Origin of the sequence: Mesorhizobium sp. Root102 (genome assembly GCF_001425625.1) — a bacterium.
Lineage (GTDB): Bacteria > Pseudomonadota > Alphaproteobacteria > Rhizobiales > Rhizobiaceae > Mesorhizobium.
Genome location: NZ_LMCP01000001.1, coordinates 411,631 through 428,707 on the forward strand (window position 1 = coordinate 411,631; position 17,077 = coordinate 428,707).

The 17,077-nt window shown below is 63.3% G+C and carries 16 protein-coding genes; 15 read left to right on the forward strand and 1 reads right to left on the reverse strand.

Annotated elements, in window-relative coordinates:
- Nucleotides 1–26 precede the first annotated feature (26 nt).
- Nucleotides 27–1,160, reverse strand: a complete 1,134-nt coding sequence (locus tag ASD12_RS01955) for an aminomethyltransferase family protein (protein ID WP_056581336.1) — start codon at nt 1,158–1,160, stop codon at nt 27–29.
- A 287-nt stretch (nt 1,161–1,447) separates the two neighbouring features.
- Between ASD12_RS01955 and ASD12_RS01960 the strand changes: the two genes are divergently transcribed.
- The 15 genes from ASD12_RS01960 (at nt 1,448) to ASD12_RS02025 (ending at nt 16,900) form a co-directional block, all read left to right on the forward strand.
- A complete protein-coding gene (locus tag ASD12_RS01960) occupies nt 1,448–1,735 on the forward strand; it encodes a hypothetical protein (RefSeq protein WP_056581339.1) in 288 nt (95 codons plus the stop codon).
- A 12-nt stretch (nt 1,736–1,747) separates the two neighbouring features.
- Complete coding sequence (locus tag ASD12_RS01965) at nt 1,748–2,125, forward strand: hypothetical protein (protein ID WP_056581341.1); 378 nt, start codon at nt 1,748–1,750, stop codon at nt 2,123–2,125.
- Between the two features lie 14 nt (nt 2,126–2,139).
- Nucleotides 2,140–2,301 (forward strand): hypothetical protein, encoded by a 162-nt coding sequence (locus ASD12_RS34750; RefSeq protein WP_082525195.1) that lies wholly within the window; start codon nt 2,140–2,142, stop codon nt 2,299–2,301.
- Between the two features lie 14 nt (nt 2,302–2,315).
- Complete coding sequence (locus tag ASD12_RS01970) at nt 2,316–3,710, forward strand: amino acid permease (RefSeq protein ID WP_056581344.1); 1,395 nt, start codon at nt 2,316–2,318, stop codon at nt 3,708–3,710.
- A 45-nt stretch (nt 3,711–3,755) separates the two neighbouring features.
- Complete coding sequence (locus ASD12_RS01975; protein ID WP_056581347.1) at nt 3,756–4,445, forward strand: hypothetical protein; 690 nt, start codon at nt 3,756–3,758, stop codon at nt 4,443–4,445.
- Complete coding sequence (locus tag ASD12_RS01980) at nt 4,442–4,765, forward strand: hypothetical protein (RefSeq protein WP_056581350.1); 324 nt, start codon at nt 4,442–4,444, stop codon at nt 4,763–4,765. Before ASD12_RS01975 ends, ASD12_RS01980 begins: the two co-directional genes overlap by 4 nt.
- A gap of 85 nt (nt 4,766–4,850) precedes the next feature.
- A complete protein-coding gene (locus ASD12_RS01985) occupies nt 4,851–5,747 on the forward strand; it encodes a glutamine amidotransferase family protein (RefSeq protein WP_056581353.1) in 897 nt (298 codons plus the stop codon).
- A gap of 4 nt (nt 5,748–5,751) precedes the next feature.
- A complete protein-coding gene (locus tag ASD12_RS01990; protein WP_056581356.1) occupies nt 5,752–6,477 on the forward strand; it encodes a GXGXG domain-containing protein in 726 nt (241 codons plus the stop codon).
- Nucleotides 6,478–6,483: 6 nt separating this feature from the next.
- Nucleotides 6,484–7,812, forward strand: coding sequence for an FMN-binding glutamate synthase family protein (locus ASD12_RS01995; RefSeq protein WP_056581359.1), 1,329 nt, complete (start codon nt 6,484–6,486; stop codon nt 7,810–7,812).
- A 97-nt stretch (nt 7,813–7,909) separates the two neighbouring features.
- On the forward strand, nt 7,910–9,217 hold the full coding sequence (glnT, locus tag ASD12_RS02000; protein WP_056581362.1) for a type III glutamate--ammonia ligase: 1,308 nt from the start codon (nt 7,910–7,912) through the stop codon (nt 9,215–9,217).
- A gap of 36 nt (nt 9,218–9,253) precedes the next feature.
- Entirely contained in the window at nt 9,254–10,507 is a 1,254-nt protein-coding gene (locus ASD12_RS02005) for a sarcosine oxidase subunit beta family protein (RefSeq protein ID WP_056581365.1), read from the forward strand.
- A 17-nt stretch (nt 10,508–10,524) separates the two neighbouring features.
- Nucleotides 10,525–10,800, forward strand: coding sequence for a sarcosine oxidase subunit delta family protein (locus tag ASD12_RS02010; RefSeq protein ID WP_056581369.1), 276 nt, complete (start codon nt 10,525–10,527; stop codon nt 10,798–10,800).
- Nucleotides 10,800–13,781, forward strand: coding sequence for a sarcosine oxidase subunit alpha (locus tag ASD12_RS02015; RefSeq protein ID WP_056581371.1), 2,982 nt, complete (start codon nt 10,800–10,802; stop codon nt 13,779–13,781). The genes ASD12_RS02010 and ASD12_RS02015 overlap by 1 nt, the downstream gene beginning before the upstream one ends.
- Entirely contained in the window at nt 13,774–14,403 is a 630-nt protein-coding gene (locus tag ASD12_RS02020; protein ID WP_056581924.1) for a sarcosine oxidase subunit gamma family protein, read from the forward strand. The genes ASD12_RS02015 and ASD12_RS02020 overlap by 8 nt, the downstream gene beginning before the upstream one ends.
- A gap of 127 nt (nt 14,404–14,530) precedes the next feature.
- On the forward strand, nt 14,531–16,900 hold the full coding sequence (locus tag ASD12_RS02025; RefSeq protein ID WP_056581375.1) for an aminomethyltransferase family protein: 2,370 nt from the start codon (nt 14,531–14,533) through the stop codon (nt 16,898–16,900).
- Nucleotides 16,901–17,077: the final 177 nt, after the last annotated feature.

Below are 17,077 nucleotides of genomic sequence, written 5' to 3' on the forward strand. Positions count from 1 at the left end.
TCAAACCCCTCGCCGTTGACTATGCCTCAACCTTTCGCCGTGCGCTTGGTCTTCTTGGGATCGTCGAAGGGAAGTGGCTGAGCGGTGGCCTTGATGGCACCGCTCTTGTTGCGGATTTCGAGCTTGGTGTCCTTGACCGCACAATCGACGTCGAGCCGGGCGATGCCCATCGATTTCTTGACCAGCGGCGAATACATGGCGCAGGTCACCACGCCCACCTTCTTGCCGTCGCGATAGACCAGCGCGCCCTCATCGGCCGGCTCCTTGCCGTCCAGCAGAACGCCATAAATCTTGAAGCGCTCCTTGCCCTTCAGGCGGTAATGCTCCTCGGCGCCCCGGAACCCCGTCTTGCCGGGGCTGACGGTGAAGTCGAGGCCGAGTTCCCACAGCGTGTCGCCGGGGCCTTCATTGTCGAACGGGTATTTCTGCGAATTGTCGTAGGGATAAAACAAGAGGTAGCTTTCGACGCGCAGCATGTCGAGCGTGGTGAAGCGGCATGGAATGATGCCGGCGCTCTTGCCCTCGTCGAGAATCCTGTCCCAGATCGTGCCGGCATCCTGGCCGCGGCAGAAGATCTCGTAGCCGCGTTCGCCGGTATAGCCGGTGCGCGAGATCATGACGGGCAAGCCGAACAGCTGCGTCTGCATGTGGTGGAAATAGTTGAGGTCGCGGATACCCGGCACGTGCCGGGCGAGATAGTCGACCGCTGTCGGACCCTGCAGCGACAAATCGTGCAGATTGTCGTCGAAGCGCACCGAGACATCCCGCCCCATCGCTGCCCGCTGCAACTCCTCATGGCCGGTGCCGGAGCCATGCACGACCATCCATGCATTGGGGCCGGTGCGGTAGAGGATGCAATCGTCGGTGAATTTCCCCGCCTCATTCAGCATGCAGGCATAGGCCGACTTGCCGGGGTAGATCTTTTCGACATCGCGCGTCGTCGCCAGGTCGATCAGGTGTGAAGCATGCGGCCCGGTGATGTGGACCTTCTTGAGGCCGGAGACATCCATCAGGCCGGCCTTGGTGCGGATGGCAATGTACTCCTCGTCGGCATCCTTGTCGTAGGTCCAGGCAGTTCCCATGCCGCTCCAGTCTTCGAGCTTCGAACCGAGCGCGCGATGGCGATCCGCCAGGGTCGAAAATCTCCAGGATGCCGTCATCCGCTCGTCCTCCGTTTCGAAAATTCTTTAGCTGTTCCCTGCCCCCTGCGCAGCGGCGGGAGCTTTGGCCGAATATTGACCGCAAACCTCCGGGTGCCGCAATCCCCATAAGCAATTAATTTCATTGTCAGGCAAAATCCGCCGCGCGAAGCAAACAATTAACCCAACGTAAATCGCGCTTGACAATTGCGGAATTCGGACTGAATTTATGAAAAAAATTTCACTCTCTTGAAAGAGGGCAACGGGCGGCCAATTCGGGGTCGAGCGTTGGAAAAAGGGGAAAGCCGATGTCAGACATGCAGCAGCGCATCGAAGCGCTGTATCGTTCCGACGTGCGCGGATCCGCGCTCCTGATCGTTTGCCTGTGGGCGACGATCCTCTTCGTGCTCCTGATGACATGGCCCTACATCCCGCACGGCGGCATCAAGGCCGTGGTCGCGATCGCCGCCGCTGCAGTGCTGATCTTCAACACGGCCGCGATCCTGGCGATGGTCAAGCACTACAAGGAAGACAAGGAGTTCATCTACGGGCTCGATATCAAGAACGCCGACGCGTTCCGCAACCGCAAGTCCTGAGGGGTAGAAGAGATGTCCCGCTACACGCCACCGGAGCAGAGCAAGGCCGGGCAGGTTTTCGACATCGCCGTCGTCGTGGTCGCCATTTTCGTGGCGCTGTGGCTGCCGCTCAAGCTGGGCCTTGCCGGTGCGGCGAAATCCATCGACGCGCTCGACGCCAAGACGTGGGAAGCGCTCGGCCAGAACCCGACCATGGCCTCGATCTGGGAAAAGCTCGGCTACACGCCCGAGACCGCGCACGACATCATCCAGAACCGCTTCCACTATGTCATCGACTGGCCGACGCTGGTCATCATGGCCGCGGTGCTGATCGGCTATTTCGTCTTCCTGTTCCGCGCATCCGACCGCGAATATCGCGACGTCATCAACGAAAAATTCGACGACAAGTAATCGAGGGACGCACCATGTGGACGCTACTCTCCTATGCATGCTGGGGCATCTCGATCGTGCTTGCCCTGTGGATGCTCTATGACTGGTTCAAGGTCGACACGACCTTTTCCGAGGAGGTGCTGACCTCATCGCGCGAAGGCGAGCTTGAAGCCGCTTCCGAAAAACACCGGATCTGAGTGGGGATTGAACAATGACGGTCACACTTGAACCGGCAATTCACGGGGACAGGGTTTCACTGCTGCGCGTGCTTGGCCCCGCCCATGTCTGGGCACTCGGCGTCGGCATCGTTCTGGTCGGCGAATTCACCGGCTGGAACTTTGCCGCCGACAAGGGTGGTGCGCTGGCAGCACTGATCGTCTGCTGGGTCGTCGGATTGCTCTACACCTCGGTCGCGATGATCGATTCCGAGGTCACATCGACCGTCGCCGCCGCAGGCGGCCAATATGCGCAGGCCAAGCACATCGTCGGGCCGCTGATGGCGTTCAACGTCGCTCTGTTCCTGGTCTTTGCCTACACCATGCTCGAAGTGTCCGACGCCATCCTGCTCGGCGATACGATCGTCGCCAAGGCGGGGGTCGAAGGGCTCACCCACAATTCCTTCATCGCCGCCACCATCGTCGTGCTGGCGTGGCTGAACTATCGCGGCGTGCTGATGACGCTCAACGTCAACTTCGTCATCACCGCGATCGCCTATATCTCGATCGTCATCCTGTTCTTTTCGGTCAGCCCGTGGACGCAAGGCGCGGTGCTGAAGCTGAACGAGCTGGTCACTCCCGGCAATGCGCTCCCCTATGGCTGGATAGGCGTCATCGCCGCCTTCCAGTTCGGCATCTGGTACTATCTCGGCATCGAGGGCACCACGCAGGCCGCCGAGGAAGTGCGCTCGCCCGCCCGTTCGCTGCCCTACGGCACCATGGCCGGCATGATCACGCTTTTGATCGCCGCCGCCATGACCTGGTATGTCTGCGCCTCGATGATGCCGTGGGAATATCTTGGCATCACCTATTACCCGCTGTGGGACGCGGGCAAGCTTACCGGCAGCCCGCTGCTCGAGAACCTGCTGTTCGTCGCGACGCTGCTTGCCGCACTGGCGTCGGCCAATGGCTGCATCAACGATGCGGCGCGTGCCTGGTTCTCGCTCGGTCGCGACCGCTATCTGCCGACATGGTTCTCGGCTGTGCATCCGAGATATCGCACGCCCTATCGTTCGATCCTGTTCCTGCTGCCGATCGCGCTAGCCTTCGCCTTCATCGCCGACCTCAACCAGGCGATCACCTTCTCGATCCTGTCAGGCGTGCTGCAATACACCTTCATGAGCATCAACATCATCATGTTCAGGAAGAAATGGCCGCTCGGCTCCATCCGGCGCGGCTACACGCACCCCTTTCATCCGATCCCGGCCATCGTGCTGTTCAGCCTGTGTGTGGTGACCTTCTTCGCCATCTTCCTCGGCTTCGGCTCGCAACTGATCGCCATGGTCGCCTTCTATTTCCTGATCTCGCTGTGGTTCCATTTCTATCGCTACAAATTTGTGCGGCGCGGCGACCAATTCACCATGCCGTGGCCAAAGCCGCAGGGCTATTGATGGGAGTAGGCCCGTTCGGATCCCGGGCGGGCCTGGCGTGAGAAAATGTCCGAGGTGACATCAGCACTGCTGGCCGGGGCCATTGTCCTGGCTCTCGTCCTTCACCTTGCCTGGCAGGCGCGTGTCAGCCGCAGCAGGGCCTCGATGGCGCTCGCCGTCGAGCAGGGCCGCATCCGCACAGTCATCGCCGACGCTGCCAATGTTTCGGACGGCACCGCCGGCGTCATCACCTGGGAAGGATCGTGGAACAGCCAACGCGTCCAGGTGCGCACCATCGTCGATACGCTGGCGACGCGGAAACTGCCGGCGCGCTGGCTCAGTGTTTCGATCACCGAAGAGGTCGCGGTGCCAGCGACGTTCGACATGATGATGCGGTCGGGCTCGCCGACGAGCTTCTCCAATTTCGATCATCTAGAGCATACGCTGCCCAAATCTCCGGGATTTCCTGCCGAGGCGGTGCTGCGCACCGACCGGAGGGTGGCGCGCTTCCCACAAGGCCTCATCGCCAGCCATATCGAGATCTTTGCTGAAGGGCGCGCCAAGGAAATGCTGATCACGCCCAAGGGTATACGTATCGTCTGGCTGCTGGCCGAGGCCGATCGGGCGCGCTATGGCGTTTTCCGGCAGGCCGAATTTGGCGACGCCACACTCGATGCCGCGCTGATCGAGAGACTGCTGGTGTCGGTGTCGGCGCTTCGCGACGCCATCAACAAAAGCGAACGGCAGGCCGCATGACCAGTTCCATCCCTGCACCCACCAACCCCTATCTGGTTCTCGGCGCGGCAATCGTGCTGCCGGTAAGCGGGCACGTCATGCTGGGCGTACCGGTGCGCGGCCTGCAGTTCCTCTTCTTCATGGTGATCCTGGCATGGGTCACAGCCAAGATCGCGCCGACAGACGCCAGCTTTGTCGGTCGCCACGCCGGCGGCTTCCTCATCTATGCCTTGTCGATTCTCGACGCTTACAAGATCGCCCGCATTCGCACCGCCAAATGGGTTCACAATGCCCGGCGAGACGGCGACAGTGCGCAGAGCGGCATTGGGCCGCACGCGTAACTAGAGGAAAATTTTTTTCATTTGATTGAATTTATGGGACTCATTCGATACATCATCTCTTAGCTACAAACGCCGGGAGGCTGACATGTGTGGAATTGTCGGATTGTTTTTGAAGGACAAGTCGCTGGAACCCCAGCTTGGTGCGATGCTGTCGCAGATGCTGATCTCGCTCAGCGATCGTGGACCGGACAGCGCCGGCATTGCCATCTATGGCGCGCCGTCCAAAAATGAGGCCAAGATCACCATCCAGTCAGCCAAGCCCGACCGCGATTTCCGCAGTCTCGAGGCGGAGCTCGCCAAGGCCATTGGCACGCCGGTGACGATCGCGGTGAAATCCACCCATGCGGTCGTCAAGACCACGCCCGCCAAGATCGATGAGGCGCGCAAAGCCATCCAGGCGCTGCGCCCCGACATCCGCATCATGGGCGCTGGCGACGTTGTCGAAATCTACAAGGAAGTCGGCCTGCCCGAGGCGGTCGTCGATCGCTTCGATGTCCGCAAGATGACCGGCACGCATGGCATCGGCCACACCCGCATGGCAACGGAATCAGCGGTCACGACGATGGGCGCGCATCCGTTCTCGACCGGCGCCGACCAGTGCCTGGTGCACAATGGTTCGCTGTCCAACCACAACAATGTCCGCCGCGAGCTGATCCGCGAAGGCATGACCTTCGAGACCGAGAACGACACCGAGGTCGCGGCCGCCTATCTCTCGTCGCAGATGGCGCATGGCAAGAATCTCGGCGAGGCGCTGGAAGGCACGCTCTCCGATCTCGACGGCTTCTTCACCTTCGTCGTCGGCACCAAGAACGGCTTCGGCGTGGTGCGCGACCCGATCGCCTGCAAGCCCGCCGTGATGGCCGAAACCGACCAGTATGTCGCCTTCGGCTCGGAATATCGCGCGCTGACCAAACTGCCCGGCATAGACAATGCGAGGGTCTGGGAACCCGAGCCCGCAACCGTCTATTTCTGGGAGCATTGAGTTCATGCCGGCAACCAAGCTTTCAAGGACGGCGGCGCACGACCCTCGGGTCTTCGATCTCGACCACCAGTCGCTGCGCGAGCTCAATCAGGCGCTGCACAATCTGGCCCCCGGCTCGAACGAAACGGCATGGGAAGTGCTGAACCCGAAAGGCAGTCATTCGGTCGCCGTCGGCGTCGACCAACCTGTTGCCATCGATGTGCGTGGCAGCGTCGGCTATTACTGCGGCGGCATGAATTCCGGCAGCACCATCACCGTGCATGGTTCGGCAGGCCCAGGCGTCGGCGAGAACATGATGTCGGGCTCGATCACCATCAAAGGCGACGCCAGCCAATATGCCGGCGCCACGGGCAAAGGCGGCCTGCTGGTCATCGAAGGCAACGCCTCGTCGCGCTGCGGCATTTCGATGAAGGGCATCGACATCGTCGTGTACGGCAATATCGGCCACATGTCGGCCTTCATGGCGCAATCGGGCAATCTGGTGGTGCTGGGCGATGCCGGCGACGCGCTGGGTGATTCCATCTACGAGGCGCGGCTGTTCGTGCGCGGCAAGGTCGACAGCCTGGGTGCCGACTGCATCGCCAAGGAGATGCGGCCCGAGCATCTGGAATTGCTGCAAGGCCTGCTCGACCGCGCCGGCGTCACCGGCTTCAAGCCGTCGGAGTTCAAGCGCTACGGCTCGGCGCGCACGCTCTACAATTTCAATATCGACAACGCCGACGCGTATTGAGGCAGCATGACCTACAAGAACCCGCCGACGACGCCGCGCAAATCCGCGACCTTCGACGACTATACGCTTTCCGAAATCCGCCGCGCCGCGGCGACCGGCATCTATGACATCCGTGGCGGCGGCGCCAAGCGCAAACTGCCCCATTTCGACGACCTTCTGTTCCTCGGCGCCTCGATCTCGCGCTATCCGCTCGAAGGCTATCGCGAGCGCTGCGACACCAGCGTCGTGCTGGGCTCGCGTCACGCCAAGAAGCCGATCGAGCTGAAGATCCCGATCACCATCGCCGGGATGAGTTTTGGATCGTTGTCCGGCCCTGCCAAGGAAGCACTCGGGCGCGGCGCGACGTTAGCCGGCACCTCGACCACCACGGGGGACGGCGGCATGACCGAGGAGGAGCGCGGCCATTCCAAGCAGTTGGTCTATCAATACCTGCCGTCGCGCTATGGCATGAACCCGCGCGATTTGCGCCGGGCCGATGCGATCGAAGTCGTCGTCGGCCAGGGCGCCAAGCCCGGCGGCGGCGGCATGCTGCTTGGCCAGAAGATCTCCGACCGTGTCGCCGAAATGCGCACGCTGCCGAAAGGCATCGACCAGCGCTCGGCATCGCGCCACCCTGACTGGACTGGGCCCGACGATCTCGAGATCAAGATCCTCGAACTGCGCGAAATCACCGACTGGGAAAAGCCGATCTACGTCAAGGTCGGCGGCGCCCGGCCCTACTACGACACCGCGCTTGCGGTGAAGGCCGGCGCCGATGTCGTCGTCGTCGACGGCATGCAGGGCGGCACCGCCGCGACCCAGGAAGTGTTCATCGAAAATGTCGGCCAGCCGACGCTTGCCTGCATCCGGCCGGCGGTGCAGGCGCTGCAGGATCTCGGCATGCACCGCAAGGTGCAGCTGATCGTCTCCGGCGGCATCCGCAACGGCGCGGACGTCGCCAAGGCCCTTGCGCTGGGCGTCGACGCGGTCTCGATCGGCACGGCTGCCCTTGTCGCGCTCGGCGACAACGATCCCCGCTGGGAGGCGGAATACAACGAGCTCGGCACCACGGCCGGCGCCTATGACGACTGGCACGAGGGCCGCGACCCCGCGGGCATCACCACGCAGGACCCCGAATTGATGAAACGGCTCGACCCGATTGCCGCCGGACGCCGGCTGGCGAACTTCCTCAAAGTGATGACGCTGGAAGCGCAGACGATCGCTCGCGCCTGCGGCAAGAACAGCCTGCACAATCTCGAACCCGAGGACCTCGTCGCGCTGACGATCGAGGCAGCCGCCATGGCCGGCGTACCGCTGGCCGGCACCAACTGGATACCGGGGAAAAACGGCTTCTAGAGCATGATCCCGAAAAGTGGAATCCGGTTTTCGGAAAAGATCATGCTCCAGCAAAGAGACACAACAGCTTCCAAAATACCATAAGCGAGGAACTATAATGGGGAACGATCTCGCCGCATTCGCCAAAGAGAACGGCGTCAAATATTTCATGATTTCCTACACTGACCTGTTCAGTGGCCAGCGTGCCAAGCTGGTGCCGGCACAGGCAATCGCCGACATGCAGAAGGACGGTGCCGGCTTTGCCGGCTTCGCCACCTGGCTGGACCTGACGCCCGCACATCCAGACATGTTGGCGGTACCGGATCCGGATTCGGTCATCCAGCTGCCGTGGAAGCCGGAGGTCGCCTGGGTCGCCGCCAACTGCATCATGGACGACAAGGAGGTCGACCAGGCGCCGCGCAACACGCTGAAGCGGCTGATCGCGGAGGCCGCCAGTGACGGCATGCATGTCAAGACCGGCGTCGAGGCCGAGTTCTTCCTGATCTCGCCCGACGGCAAGACGATTTCCGACGAATACGACACCGCCTCAAAACCCTGCTACGACCAGCAAGCGGTGATGCGCCGCTACGACGTTATCGCCGAGATCTGCGACCACATGCTGGCGCTCGGCTGGGGCGCCTACCAGAACGACCACGAGGACGCCAACGGCCAGTTCGAGATGAACTGGGCCTTCGACGACGCGCTGGCGACCGCCGACAAGCACTCGTTCTTCAAGTTCATGGTCAAGTCGATCGCGGAAAAGCATGGCCTGCGCGCGACCTTCATGCCCAAACCCTTCCAGGGCCTGACCGGGAATGGCTGCCATGCCCATATCTCGGTCTGGGACAAAGCCGGCAAGACCAACGTATTCGCCGACAATTCGATGGAACTCGGTCTTTCGGCCAAGGGCAGGAATTTCCTCGGCGGCATCATGAAGCATGCCTCCGCGCTGGCCGCGATCACCAACCCGACGGTGAATTCCTACAAGCGCATCAACGCGCCGCGCACCATCTCGGGCGCGACCTGGGCGCCGAACACGGTGACCTGGACCGGCAACAACCGCACCCACATGGTGCGCGTGCCCGGCCCCGGCCGCTTCGAGCTGCGCCTGCCGGATGGTGCGGCGAACCCGTATCTCCTGCAGGCTGTGATCATCGCGGCCGGCCTCGACGGCATCCGCTCGAAGGCCGATCCCGGCAAGCGCTACGACATCGACATGTACCAGCACGGCCATACGGTGAAGGGCGCGCCGAGGCTGCCGCTCAACCTGCTCGACGCGTTGCGCGAGTTCGACAAGGACAAATCGCTCAAGGCGGCGCTGGGTGAGGAATTCTCGTCGGCCTACCTAAAGCTGAAGCACCAGGAATGGAATTCCTATGCTTCGCACTTCACGCAATGGGAGCGCGACCACACGCTGGATATCTGACCACCAGCGCGACGCGAGCGACCTCGGAATGAACTGATGAAATATTCGATCTTTTCGCTCGCCCGCGCCGCCTTGTCCGGCCACAAGAACTGGCAACGCACCTGGCGCGACGCCACGCCGAAGGACCGCTACGACGTGGTGATCATCGGCGGCGGCGGCCACGGGCTGGCCACTGCCTGGTTCCTGGCCAGCGAGTACGGCATCAAGAATGTCGCCGTGCTCGAAAAGGGCTGGATCGGCTCCGGCAATGCCGGCCGCAACACCACCATCATCCGCTCCAATTACGGTCTTCCCGGCAATACCGGCTTCTACGAACTGTCGATGAAGCTGTGGGAGCGGATGGAGCAGGACCTCAACTACAACACGATGGTCAGCCAGCGCGGCGTCATCAACCTCTACCACTCCGACGCGCAGCGCGACGCCTATGCGCGGCGCGGCAACACCATGCGCATCAACGGCATTGACGCCGAACTGCTCGACCTCGCCGCGGTCAGGAAGATGATACCGTTCCTGAACTTCGACAATGCGCGCTTCCCCGTGCAAGGCGGGCTCTTGCAGCGGCGCGGCGGCACGGCGCGGCATGACGCCGTTGTCTGGGGTTACGCGCACGCGGCGAGCGCACTCGGCGTCGACATCATTCAGAATTGCGAAGTCACCGGTTTCACCTGCGACGCCAAAGGCAAGGTGACCGGCGTCGAGACATCGCGCGGCAAGATCGGCGCCGGCAAGGTCGGCATGGCCGTTGCCGGAAGTTCGTCGCGCGTCGCGGCGATGGCCGGCCTGCGCCTGCCGATCGAAAGCCATGTGCTGCAGGCCTTCGTCTCCGAGGCGATCAAGCCGCTTATCCCTGGCGTCATGACCTTCGGCGCCGGCCATTTCTATGTCAGCCAGTCCGACAAGGGCGGGCTGGTCTTCGGCGGCGATATTGACGGCTACAACTCCTACGCCCAGCGCGGCAACATGCCTGTGATGGAGGACGTCTGCGAGGGCGGCATGGCGCTGATGCCGATGATCGGCCGCGTGCGCCTTCTGCGCCAGTGGGGCGGCATCATGGACATGTCGATGGACGGCTCGCCGATCATCGACAAGACGCCGGTTGACGGGCTCTATATCAACGCCGGCTGGTGCTATGGCGGCTTCAAGGCGACACCAGGATCCGGCTTTGTCTTTGCCCACCTTCTGGCCCGTGATGTGCCGCACGAAGAGGCTGCACGGTTCCGCCTCGATCGGTTCCGGCGCGGTGCGATGATCGACGAAAAGGGCCAGGGCGCCCAACCGAACCTGCATTGAAGGCGGTCTAGAACAGCATGCGCATTGTCTGTCCCTTCTGCGGCGAACGCGAACTCGGCGAGTTCACCTATCTCGGCGACGCCAAGCCGGTGCGGCCCGAAGCCGGCGCCTCGGAAGACGAGGTCTTCGACTATGTCTATCTGCGCGACAATGTCGCCGGCGAGACCAACGAATACTGGTACCATGGCGGCGGCTGCCGGGCCTGGCTGAAGGTCACCCGCAACACGCTAACGCACGAGATTTCTTCGGTCGAGCCGGCGGCCGGTGCTGGTGCTGCGAAGGTCGGTGCGTGATGGCCGGCGCGCAGACACACCGGCTCGGCAATGGCGGTCTCATCGACCGCTCGGCGCCGTTGAACTTCCGTTTCGACGGCAAGGCTTTCTCCGGCCTCCAGGGTGACACGCTCGCCTCGGCGCTGATAGCCAACGGCGTCAAGCTGGTCGGCCGCTCGTTCAAATACCATCGTCCGCGCGGCATCCTGACATCAGGTTCGGAAGAACCCAACGCGCTGGTCGAGCTGCGCACGGGCGCAAGGCGTGAGCCGAACACCAAGGCGACCACGGCCGAACTCTATGAGGGGCTTGAGGCCGCCAGCCAGAACCGCTGGCCGTCGCTGCGCCACGACGTGATGTCGGTCAACCAGCTGTTCGCGCCGATCTTCGTCGCCGGCTTCTACTACAAGACCTTCATGTGGCCGGCGAAATTCTGGGAAGCGATCTACGAGCCGGCGATCCGCCGCGCCGCCGGCCTTGGCCGCGCCGCCGGCGTTGCCGATCCCGATCACTACGACAAGGCATGGGCGCATTGCGACGTGCTGATCGCCGGTTCAGGCCCGGCCGGTCTGGCCGCGGCATTGGCAGCCGGCCGCTCTGGCGCCCGCGTCATCCTGTGCGAAGAGGATTTTGTCCCCAGCGGCCGCCTGCTGTCGGACGGTGGCACGATCGATGGTGTTCCGGCAGCCGAATGGCTGCCGCGAACGCTGGCTGAGCTCGCGGCAATGCCCGACGTGCGCATCATGACCCGCACGACATTGTTCGGCGTCTACGATGGCGGCACCTATGGCGCGATCGAGCGGGTCAACGACCATTTGCCCTCCCCACCTGAGCACCAGGTGCGCCAGCGCCTGTGGCGGATCGTGGCGAAGCGCTGCGTCGTTGCGGCCGGCGCCATCGAGCGGCCTATCGTCTTTGCCGGCAACGACACGCCCGGCGTGATGATGGCTTCGGCAATGCGGACCTATGTCGCGCGCTATGCGGCGACACCGGCAAAGCGTCTCGCGCTGTTCACCAACAATGAAGATGGCTGGCGCACGGTCGAGACGGCGCTCGGGGCGGGATTGCAGATTGCCGCGGTCATCGACGCGCGGGCTGACGTATCGCCGGCGCATCGTTCACTGGCGTCCAAGGGCGGCTTCCCGGTGCTGCATGGCGCCGTCAGCGGTGTCGATGGCGGCAAGGACGGCGTCAGGAAAATCGCGGTGTCGCTCACCGGCGGCGCGCGCGCCGAAGTCGAAGCCGACGGCCTCGCCGTTTCCGGCGGCTGGAACCCGGCGGTCGGGTTGACCTCCTTCCATCGCGGCCGGCCGAAATGGCGCGACGACATCGCCGCTTTCGTGCCGGATGGCGCGCCGCCAGGCATGGTTGCCGCGGGCGCCGCCAATGGCGACTTCGGCCTAGGCGCCTGCCTGAGCCAGGGGTTTGCAGCCGGCGCGGCAGCGGCGCGTGACGCGGGGCACAATGGTACGCCGGGCGCCGCGCCTGTCGCCGATGACGAGGCCTTTTCGCTGACGCCGCTCTGGCATGTCGCCGGCAAGGGCAAGGCCTTTGTCGACTACCAACATGACGTGACCGCTTCCGACATCGAACTGGCGCAACGCGAAGGCTTTGAATCGGTCGAGCATCTGAAGCGCTACACGACGCTCGGCATGGCCACCGACCAGGGCAAGACCTCGAATGTCGCCGGCCTCGCCATCATGGCGGCTGTCAGCGGCCGGTCGATCCCCGAGACCGGCACGACGATCTACCGGCCTCCTTACGTGCCCGTCGCCATCGGCGCCTTCGCCGGCCATCATCGCGACGAGACTTTTCATGCGACGCGGCTGACGCCGTCGCACCACTGGGCCGTGGAACAGGGCGCGATCTTCGTCGACACCGGCCTGTGGAAGCGGGCACAATGGTATCCGCGCGCCGGCGAGAAGGACTGGCTGGAATCGGTGACCCGCGAGGTAAAGGCGGTGCGCGGCGGCGTCGGCTTCTGCGATGTCTCGACGCTCGGCAAGATCGACGTGCACGGCCCGGATGCAGGCGCCTTCCTCGACCGCGTCTACATCAATACCTTTTCCAACCTCGCCGTCGGCAAGGCGCGCTACGGGCTGATGCTGCGCGAGGACGGCATCGTCTATGACGACGGCACGACGGCACGCCTGGCCGAGGATCATTATTTCCTGACCACCACCACCGCCAAGGCCGGGCTGGTGATGCAGCATCTCGAATTCTGCCGGCAGGTGCTGTTTCCCGAACTCGACGTGCAGCTGACCTCGGTCTCCGACCAGTGGGCGCAATTCTCGATTGCCGGACCCAAGACCCGTGACCTGCTGAAGGAGATCGTCGATCCGGCCGAAGACCTGTCGAACGAAGGCTTTCCGTTCATGGGCGCACGCGAAGTGACTTTGCGCGGCGGCCTCAAGGCACGGCTGTTCCGCATCTCGTTCTCCGGCGAGATGGCCTTCGAGATTTCGGTGCCGGCGCGCTACGGCGACGCGTTGGTGCGCAATCTGATGCTGGCAGGCGCGCCGTTCGGCGTGACGCCTTACGGCACCGAAGCGCTCGGCGTCATGCGCGTCGAAAAGGGCCACATCGCCGGACCGGAACTGAGCGGGACGACGACGGCGGCCGATCTTGGCTTGGGCAAGATGATGTCGACCAAGAAAGACTATATCGGCCGCGTCATGGCCGGACGCGAAGCGCTGATCGCGCCGGACCGGCAGGTCGTGGTTGGCATCAAGCCGGCGGACAAGGCACGCAGGCTGCGCTCCGGAGCGCACATCATCCCGAAGGGGCAGACGCCCGGCCCGGGCAATGACCAGGGTTACGTCACCTCGGTCTGCTTCTCGCCGACATCAGACCGGTGGATCGGGCTCGCGCTTGTCGAACGTGGCCGCGAGCGCATCGGCGAGATCGTCCATGCGCACGACCCGTTGCGCGGCGAAGACTACGATGTCGAGCTGTGCAATCCCGTCTTCTACGATCCGGATGGAGGGCGCCAGCGTGGTTGAGTTTTCCTGGGCTCCCCGCAGTCCACTCGAGCATGCGCTTGTCACCGGCGCACATGGCACGCGCGGTATCGAGGCCGGCGTCTCGCTGACCGAGATCCGCAATTTCGACCTGATCCAGGTGATGGCGCGGCGCGGCAAAGGGGCCGAACTGGCAAAGGCGGCCAAGGCCCGTTTCGGCGTTACTGCTCCTGATGCACCCAAGGCGGTCCAAGGCAAGGACGCCACGCTGATCTGGTCTGGACCGGATCAGTTTTTTGTCCTGTCGGCGGGTGGCAAGCACACGTTGCAAACGCTTGTGCCGGCATTGTCCGGTCCCGCTTCGCTGTCGGACCAGTCGCACGCACGCGTTCTGATTAGCATTTCCGGAGTCAAGGCGCGGGCGATGCTCGCCAAGCTGTCGTCGATCGACCTGCACGTGGGAGCATTCCTGATCGGCGCTGCCGCCGCAACGTCCATGGATCACACCAGCGTCACGCTCTGGCGCGGGAATGATCGGCCGGATGGCCTGGCGGTGTTCAATCTTCTGGTGTTTGCGACGTTTGCCGAGAGCCTTTGGCATACTCTGCTCGACTCGGCTGCGGAATATGGAGTTGCTATCAGCCACTCTGAGGAACTGGCGTAGAATTTTGCCAATGCCGGCAACGCGCTGCATGGCACCTCCGCCTTGCCAAACGCGATCGCACTGCTATTCTTGCTGCTAAAGTAATTTCACACACAGGCAAACTTGTTTCTCGAACCGCAAGGCTGAGATGAGCCAGTCGCCCTACCCCGCAATTGCAGCCGGACCGCCCCGGCCGAGCCTCATCCTGAGGCCCGGCCAGATCGCGCTGCCGCCCGGCATGGAGCGTTATACGATCCAGGGCAACGGCGCGGTGCTCGTCGAGATCGAAGCCGGCGATACGATCACCGTGCGCAATGTCGAGGGTGGCCAGGCCTGCGAACTTCTGGCCTGGGACAGGACCGGCGCGACCGACCCTGGCATTTTTGGGGAAACATCGAACAGCAACGCCGCCGGCATCAAGGCGCTGTTAGTCGAGGGCGACGACAGTCTCGCATCCCTGCGGGGCGGGCTCGCGCGCCGGCAGGTGCAGCTCGATCAGGCCAAGGCGGTGCGCGTGTTCGGCGGCGCCACACCGGCCGGCACCGAACAGTCTTTCGCGGTCGTACGCGACGGCTCGATGGTCATCGCCGCCCCCGGCGGACCGATGCTGGTCGATGGCCACGACACGGCGACGCCCCTCACCGCCATAGTCCGCCGCGCCACGATCCGTCCGGCGCTGAGATCGCAGTTGGCCGATCCGCTCGCCGAGCCGGTGCTCGATTTGCGCGTCCATTCGGCGACTGCGGAATCCTATTTCGTCAAAGCCGGCGATTATCTGCAAATCATCGACGTCGACGGGCGCCAGTGCACCGACTTCCAGTGCTTTTCGGCGCGCAAGCTGGACAAGGGCCGCGACCATCCGCTCGACGTGACGACGACGCGCACGCTGATGGGTGCGAGCTACCCGATGCCCGGCCTGCATTCGAAATATTACGACCAGGACATGGAGCCGCTCGTCGAGGTGGTACAGGACACATGCGGCCGCCATGATGCCTTCGCGCTCGCTTGCGCTGCCAAATATTACGACGATATAGGTTACCCCGGCCACACCAACTGCTCGGAGAATTTCAACCGTGCGCTGGCCGACAAGGGCGTCACGCCCCGCGCCGGCTGGATGGCGATCAACTTCTTCTTCAACACCGCGATCGACGCGCATGGCGTCATGGTGTCCGACGAGCCATGGTCGCGGCCGGGCGACTATGTGCTGTTGCGCGCACTCACCGACATCGTCTGCGTATCCTCCGCCTGCCCCGACGACACGACGCCGGCCAATGGCTGGAACCCGACCGACATCCATGTGCGGACCTATTCCGGCCAGCACAAATTCTCGCGAGCGATCGCCAGACGCATGACGCCCGATTCGGAACCGAAAATGACCCGCGAGACAGCTTTTCATTCGAGCTTTGCCAAGCACACCCGCAACTTCGTCGAGTACAGGGGCTATTGGCTGGCCAATTCCTTCGCCAAGGACGGACCGATCGCCGAATACTGGGCCTGCCGGCAGGACGCGGTCATCATGGACCTGTCGCCACTGCGCAAGTTCGAAGTCACTGGCCCGGATTCCGAGGCGCTGCTGCAATACACGCTGACCCGCGACGTCAAGAAGCTTGGCGTCGGCCAGGTCGTCTATTCGGCCATGTGCTACGAGCATGGCGGCATGATCGACGACGGCACGCTGCTGCGCCTCGGCAAGGACAATTTCCGCTGGGTCGGCGGCGACGATCTGTCCGGCGAATGGCTGCGCGAGACGGCGACGAAACTCGGCCTCAACGTACTCGTGCGTTCCTCCACCGACCAGATGCACAATGTCGCCGTGCAGGGACCGAAGAGCCGCGACATCCTCAGGGAAGTGATCTGGACCTCGCCGCTGCAGCCATCGATCGATGAACTCGAATGGTTCCGTTTCGCCGTCGCCCGCATCGGTGGCGGCAACGGCATTCCGGTCGTCGTCTCGCGCACCGGCTATACCGGCGAACTCGGCTACGAGATCTGGTGCCATCCGCGCGACGCCGAAAAAGTGTTCGACGCTATCTGGGAGGCCGGCCAGCCGCACGGGCTGAAGGCGATGGGGCTGCAGGCTCTCGACATGGTGCGGATCGAGGCCGGGCTGATCTTCGCCGGTTACGAATTCTCCGACCAGACCGACCCGTTCGAGGCCGGCATCGGCTTCACCGTGCCGCTAAAGAGCAAGACCGACGATTTCATCGGCCGCGAAGCGCTGATCCGCCGCAAGGAGCACCCGCAGACAAAGCTGGTCGGCCTCGATATCGACGCCAATGTCGCTGTCGGCCATGGCGACTGCGTGCATGTCGGCCGCGCCCAGATCGGCGTGGTCACCTCGAGCACGCGCTCGCCAGTGCTGAACAAGAACATCGCGCTGGCCAGACTCGACGTCACCCATTCGGCCATTGGCACCGAGGTCGAGATCGGCAAGTTCGACGGCCATGCCAAGCGACTGCCGGCGCGCGTCGTCGCCTTTGCGCATTACGATCCGCAGAAGACCAAACCGCGCTCCTGACGGCCACTTTCGCGACGAACAGACCGGTCGGTCGATGACGTCGCCGAGTGTGTGAGCCTGCGTGCTCACAAGCGTGATGTGCACGGCTTCACAAAACGCTTGACCTGAAAGCGCGCCGGATCAATCTTCACTGTTAAGAAAAAAATGCGACTGAGTGGAAACACCGGCAGCCGCGCA